The 4,887-nt window shown below is 62.1% G+C and carries 5 protein-coding genes and 2 pseudogenes; 2 read left to right on the top strand and 5 right to left on the bottom strand.

Features of this window, described 5'->3' with window-relative positions:
• Positions 1-240 (top strand): annotated as a pseudogene (locus tag ACFWW8_RS38065) (IS5/IS1182 family transposase); the annotation flags it as partial.
• Positions 237-491 carry a transposase gene (locus ACFWW8_RS38060; protein WP_386537400.1) on the top strand — a complete coding sequence of 85 codons (255 nt, stop codon included), beginning with the start codon at positions 237-239 and terminating at the stop codon, positions 489-491. The pseudogene ACFWW8_RS38065 and the gene ACFWW8_RS38060, both read left to right, overlap by 4 nt.
• An 11-nt stretch (positions 492-502) precedes the next feature.
• Here ACFWW8_RS38060 and ACFWW8_RS38055 read toward each other — a convergent pair.
• From ACFWW8_RS38055 to ACFWW8_RS38035, 5 genes and pseudogenes are all read right to left on the bottom strand, one after another.
• A pseudogene (locus ACFWW8_RS38055) lies at positions 503-1,482 on the bottom strand (IS5 family transposase).
• Positions 1,483-1,584: 102 nt separating this feature from the next.
• On the bottom strand, positions 1,585-1,908 hold the full coding sequence (locus ACFWW8_RS38050) for a DMT family transporter (RefSeq protein WP_386537398.1): 324 nt from the start codon (positions 1,906-1,908) through the stop codon (positions 1,585-1,587).
• On the bottom strand, positions 1,905-2,264 hold the full coding sequence (locus ACFWW8_RS38045; protein ID WP_386537395.1) for a DMT family transporter: 360 nt from the start codon (positions 2,262-2,264) through the stop codon (positions 1,905-1,907). The genes ACFWW8_RS38050 and ACFWW8_RS38045 overlap by 4 nt, the downstream gene beginning before the upstream one ends.
• Before the next feature lie 284 nt (positions 2,265-2,548).
• Positions 2,549-3,466 (bottom strand): hypothetical protein, encoded by a 918-nt coding sequence (locus ACFWW8_RS38040; protein WP_386537393.1) that lies wholly within the window; start codon positions 3,464-3,466, stop codon positions 2,549-2,551.
• 206 nt (positions 3,467-3,672) lie between these two features.
• Positions 3,673-4,023, bottom strand: a complete 351-nt coding sequence (locus tag ACFWW8_RS38035) for a polyprenyl synthetase family protein (protein WP_386537390.1) — start codon at positions 4,021-4,023, stop codon at positions 3,673-3,675.
• Between the last annotated feature and the right edge of the window lie 864 nt (positions 4,024-4,887).

Raw genomic sequence — 4,887 nt, 5'->3', positions numbered from 1 at the left:
AACCCCAACCGGGAAGAGCTGCGTAAACGCCGGATCCTGCCGGTCATCTCCCGCAAGGGAGCACCGAACATCAAGGGCATGGGCAAGCTCCGCTACGTCGTGGAGCAGACCTTCGCCCTGCTCCATCAGTTCAAACGCCTCGCCGTCCGCTGGGAACGCCGCACCGAACTCCACGACGCGTTCGTCTCCCTCGCCTGCAGTCTCATCTGCTGGAGACGCCTCAAGAAACACGATTCATGATCGTGTTACGAGCTCTAAGGACGGTGGTCTACTCGACGAACATGGTCGAATCGATCAACTCGCGGCTCCGTAAAGCCACCCGCAACCGTGGCCATTTCCCCTCGGAGCAGGCCGCGTTGAAGGTCCTCTACCTCGCGGTCCGCGAGCAGATCAACCCGAAAGCGCGCGACGCAAACCACGTCGCCGCACACTGGAAAGAGGCACTGAACCAGTTCTCACTCTTCTTCGAGGACCGGCTCAGCATCCAATGACAGCAGACGACTTACACAAGATCGCTGACACGCCCGTCGATCCAGATCATGGAGGCGCGGAGGTGGAGGCCGGCGAGGTAGCTTTCAGGTGTCTTGTCGTAGCGGGTGGCAATGCCTCGCCAGGCTTTCAGCTTGTTGATCAGGCGCTCGACGGTGTTGCGTTTCTTGTAGAGGTCGGCGTCGTGGACGATGGGCCGGCCGCCTCGGGTGCCCTTCTTCTTGCGGTTGGCGGCCTGGTCCTTCTTCTCCGGGATGACGGCCTTAATTCCGCGTTTACGCAGGTAGGCGCGGTTGCCGCGGGACGAATACGCCTTGTCTGCGGCGACCGCGCCGGGCGTCGTGCGGGGACGGCCGACCGGCAGACGGACTCGCACCTTCGCGAGCACGGGGATGAACTGCGGGCTGTCCCCGGCCTGCCCGGCGGTCAGGACCAGCGCGAGCGGACGACACCTGAGGTCCGCGGCGAGATGAATCTTGCTCGTGAGTCCGCCCCGGGACCTGCCGAGCAGGGCTTCCTTCAGGCGGAGCCTGCGTCTGCGTCGGATGCGCCGGCGTTCGTCCTGTCCGTTCTGTTCTTCCGTGCCTCCCCTTTTTGCCGGGCCGTCTCCTGCTCCTGGACGGCTTCTTCCAGGGCCGACATCAGGTGCTTGCTGACCCGCATCCCCGCGGCGTCATGGTGGGCGCGGACCGTGGTGGAGTCCACGCTGACCAGCGACAAGTCCGTCCTTCCGGTGCTGGCCCCCCGGGCGATCAGACCTTCCAGCAGAGCGGTGAACACACCGGCGTCCCGCCACACGCGAAAGCGCCCGTAGACAGTGGCCCAGGGTCCGAACTCGGCCGGCATCTCCCGCCACTGCCCACTGGAGCGGAACCGCCAGATCACCCCTTCGAACTGCTCCCGCAACCGCTCCGGGTACGGGCCGTACCTACCGATCGGAAGATACGGCTCGATGAACTTCCACTGGGCATGGGTGAGTTGCCTGCGCGTCACAGTCCCATTCCTACCGGATTCCACTCCGCGAAGAGGGCAGAACCCAGAACTTGATCACGACATCACACAGGCGCTAGTGGCCCCGTTCTTATGGGCGGCTGATCAGGAGGCTACGCCGAGCTCGATGCACAGGACGCCGATGACGATAAGGCCGATGCCTGCGCTCATGAGTTTGGTGAGGGGCTCGCGGAAGAGGATGCGGGAGGCGATGGCGGTCAGGGCCACGCCGCTGGCGACCCAGATGCCGTAGGCGACGCCAAGGGCGAGTCCGCCGTCCAGGGCCAGGGTGAGGCCAGCGAACGCGGCCAGGTAGCCGGCCACGATGCCGGTGAGCCATTTCCTGCCACCACCCTGGGAGGCCATCCGCAGGCACAGGGTGGCGGTGACTTCGGCCAGGATGGCGGCGATCAGGAAGACCCAGTTCACGAGGCCACTCCTTCCTCGTGGGACTGGCGGGCGTGGGCGGCCTGGGCGCCGAGTTCGACGCAGAGCACGCCGGCGATGATCACGGCGATGCCGAGGCATATAACGGCGGTGAGCGCGTCGCCGAAGATGAAGGAGGCCATGATGGCGGTGAGTGCGACACCGGATGCTCCCCAGATACCGTAGGCGACGCCGAGGGCCAGGCCCGCGCGCAGCACCATGGACAGGGCGACGAAGGAGGCGATGTAGCCGATGGCGACGATCACGTAGAGCGTCGGGTGGTCGAGAGCTCCGCGTAGGGACAGTGTGGCGGTGACTTCGAGGAGGATCGCCGCGGTGAGCAGCAGCCATTTCTTCATCGGGAGACCTCTTTCAGGAGTTCTTCGGCCACGTTCAGGAGGTGGGTGCGGTCGCGATCGGGGCAGGGGAAGACGCCGGTGGCGGCGGATGTCCGGAAGGGTGTCCGGCAGGGCGATCCACCGCTCGAAGCGGTCTGCAGGAATCTCCCACCGGCCCACCACATCCGCCACAACAACCTGCGGGAGGAAGCACCAAACGCAGTCCGGTGGGAGCCATCCCTCTTTCGTCGTTCGATCGTCTTGCGGGCGTGGGGAGGAAGGGAGCAGGTACTGGAGGTCGAAAATCAGCAATTATAGCTGTATGGGGGGGTAGTGGATGACCAGTGATGATTGGCGCTTATCCACGCCCATAGACAGTTGACGTAACAATATTCGCCGCTCCCCGCTTCCTGCGAAGCAGCTTTCCTGAGCTTAATGAATCGAAATATTATCTCCTGATGCTTTTCTGTAGAGCACAGGAGTGCTTCCTCTAAGCCCATTCCTTGATTTTCAAGTATATTCAGCACTCCCAGGGTATTTTGCCGCGCCTCTTCTTTTGCGTGTGAGAATGTGTCATTCGACCAGACTATGGCGTCGCAGGCTGAATTTCGCAGGGCCGTTACACGCGGCTCGTAGAATTTTTCTTCAGGCATAATAAATCCAGACAGCACCTCTGCCATGGAGAAGCAGAGCAGGACTCCACTGCTGTCTCTTCTGGTAGCCAGGTATGCACTAATACTGTTCAGTCCAGTGTGACGCTGTGCTGATGCTGACTCTAGTAGGGCCGCGAAGAGGGCACTCCTCAGATGGTTAGTGATCCTGCTGAACTGGGCTTCACTGGCTGACAGTGCGATTTCATTACTTAACTCAAAGAAAACTCTTAGCATTTCACTTTCTATGCCTGCATCTTTCCCAGGGGCAGCGTAGGATATTTCTTTTATGGTGCGTATCTTCTCGTGATGAGATTTTGATGATTCCTCCAAGAATTCGCCGTCAAAAGCGAACAGCCAGGTGAGGAATTTTGCCCCGAGCAAGAGCATTTCTGGTGCCGCGTCCGGGTAGGCCATGGCCGCAAGCCGGCCGACTTGCGATATAACAAGTCGAATCTTGCATGTGCCGTCGATATCTAGGGCTCGCGTCCATGAGGCGAGATCCTTTTCCATCTTTTCCAGCTGACTGTTTGAGGGAGGTGAGGTCAGAAGAGTGTCGCCGATGGTATACATCTTCTGAGCTGTAGAAAACATCGAACCTCAGTTCCGTGCGATCCGGCAGGGGGCTTCGATTTTTGCGTTGCAAACATAGGCGGCGAGCGCGGTGAAGTGTTCTCATACGGCATGCGGCATGGGCACTTCGTCAAGGGTGATGAGCGCCTAGCGGTGGTAGCGGGCGGCTTCTTTCTCGGCGTAGGCGCATCCTCCGGCTTCGTCTACTAGCTCCGCGCAGCGTGCCAGATAGTGCTCGTCCAGCCAATCAGAAGCACCGGCGGCAATAGTGTAGAGGCGGGTGAGGGTTCGCGAGGTGGGCTGTCGCCGGCGAGCGCTGTGCAGATAGGGAAGGACTTCTTGCGGCGGCGCAGGTCGCTCCAGCGCGGTTTTCCGGTGACAGCGCGGTTGCCCCAGATGCCGAGCAGGTCATCGACCGCTTGAAAGGCGAGCCCCAGATGGTGGCCATAGCGGCCCATCGCTTTGGCGGTGAGATCGGCGGCGCCCAGGACGGCGCCGATCGCGAGCACGAAGCGGTCAACAGCGCAGCTGTATTGTCGCTCTCCATAGCGGTGCATTCCTGGATGGTGATGCGGCCGCGCCCCTGGGAGACAAGATCGTCGGCCCGTCCCTGGACCAGGCGGAAATTGGCGGCAGCCAGGCGCTGCAAGGCTCTGCAGGCTGGAGGCCAAGGCGAGCAGTGCCTCTCCGGCCAGGACAGTCTGAGCAGGCCCATATACCGTCCAGGTGGTGGGACGCCTCGCCTGGTGTCGTCGCGGTCCATGCGTCATGTAGCAGAGACAAGTTGTGAACCAGCTCCACTGTCACCGCGCCCGGCGTAGCTGTGGCCGGGTCACCGCCGACCGCACGGCAAGCAGAACAAGCGCCGGCCGCACCGCCTTGCCCCCCTCCCCGCAGCCACGAGGCGGCCGGAAGGATCGTTCCAGCCGAAGTGACAGCCCGCGATCGGATCCAGCGGGGCACGCAGCCCCGCAACAGCCCGTCGCAACTGCGGCATGTAGCAGGCCCGACTGTGCTCCAGCAGAGCCGGCACAGACAGGCGCAGAAGCTCGATGGATACAGTTGTAGCCAATTGCATCACCCCCACAAACGACTGCCGGCAACAACCCCCGCCACAACCGCACATCCCATACCGCCCCCCGGCCTCCCTCTCACGCTTCGCCAACTCCTCACACCAAGCTTGAGTAGCTGCTACTCAAATGCAGCAGTCGATGCTCATCTGAGACCTCACGACTCCGTCCGTATAGCGACCGGCTCGGGCAGGGAGGAGACCAGGGTCTGGGCCCCCAGCCTGCCCACCCTCAGCCCACGGCAGAAACTGTACGAAGAACGGTGTAACTCCGATCATGGAAGAGTGCACTTGTGGCCAGCGAGAACATAGCCAGGGCATCTGAGGTGGGGGCTGCGCCTGCAGCTGTGGA

Source organism: Streptomyces sp. NPDC058701 (assembly GCF_042715295.1).
Lineage (GTDB): Bacteria > Actinomycetota > Actinomycetes > Streptomycetales > Streptomycetaceae > Streptomyces.
This window is presented reverse-complemented; position numbering and strand designations above follow the sequence as displayed.

Excerpts from the sequence above, each read along its gene's own strand:
- ACFWW8_RS38040 (WP_386537393.1), bottom strand. The coding sequence starts at position 3,466 with ATGTATACCATCGGCGACACTCTTCTGACCTCACCTCCCTCAAACAGT.
- ACFWW8_RS38035 (WP_386537390.1), bottom strand. The coding sequence starts at position 4,023 with ATGCACCGCTATGGAGAGCGACAATACAGCTGCGCTGTTGACCGCTTC.
- ACFWW8_RS38060 (WP_386537400.1), top strand. The coding sequence starts at position 237 with ATGATCGTGTTACGAGCTCTAAGGACGGTGGTCTACTCGACGAACATG.
- ACFWW8_RS38045 (WP_386537395.1), bottom strand. The coding sequence starts at position 2,264 with ATGAAGAAATGGCTGCTGCTCACCGCGGCGATCCTCCTCGAAGTCACC.